Source organism: Ruegeria sp. AP12, assembly GCF_056540025.1.
Window position 1 is genome coordinate 1 of record NZ_JBQFVZ010000225.1, and the last position, 665, is coordinate 665.

1 protein-coding gene is annotated in these 665 nt (G+C 63.6%); it reads right to left on the minus strand.

Annotated elements, in window-relative coordinates; all coding sequences use genetic code 11:
• Positions 1-665 (minus strand): benzoate/H(+) symporter BenE family transporter (locus tag ACR0E6_RS22430; protein ID WP_480587528.1); only part of this gene is annotated, 665 nt, incomplete at both ends.

The following is a 665-nucleotide window of genomic DNA, read 5'->3' on the forward strand; positions in this document are numbered from 1 at the left end:
CGTTCGAACACATCGCTGCAGTAATCGCGGCAAGGCAGGTTGCTGGCGCACCGAATGACGCGGACAGGACACTCGCGCCGCCGACGGCCGAAAACAGGCGCCCTGATACAGGCTGGTAACCAAAGCTGCGCATCACGGCAACGCCGGGAATGTTCTGTGTGGCCATGGTGACAATGAACAGCGGAAGTCCGATACCGATAACGGAGCCCACTGAGAATGTGGGCCACGTCCAGACCGGAGAGGCCATGACCTGCGCAGGCGCGACCGAGGCATCCTTTGCGCTGAGAGCGACCACAATAGCTGCCGCGATGACGGCGGCGGGAACTGCGAACAGCCGGTTGAACCGCCCGGCGACAAACCATGTCAGGATCACGGGGAGGGCCTGCCACGGCAGCTCTACGGCGGCTTTGAAGGGCAGAATGCAAAGCGGCAACAAGACGCCGCCCAACATCGCCTGTGCCAGCGTTGTCGGGATCGCCGCAGCCAGACGGCCCAGTGGGTTCCACAGCCCGGCCAGGATCGTCAACGCACCTGCGCATAAAAACGCGCCCACGGCGTCCGAGAAACCCGCTATTGGCGTGGCGGATACGGCAAGCAAGGCCGCTCCGGGTGTGGACCATGCGACGCTGATGGGTTGAAGGTAGCGCAGGCTTAGACCGATGGCC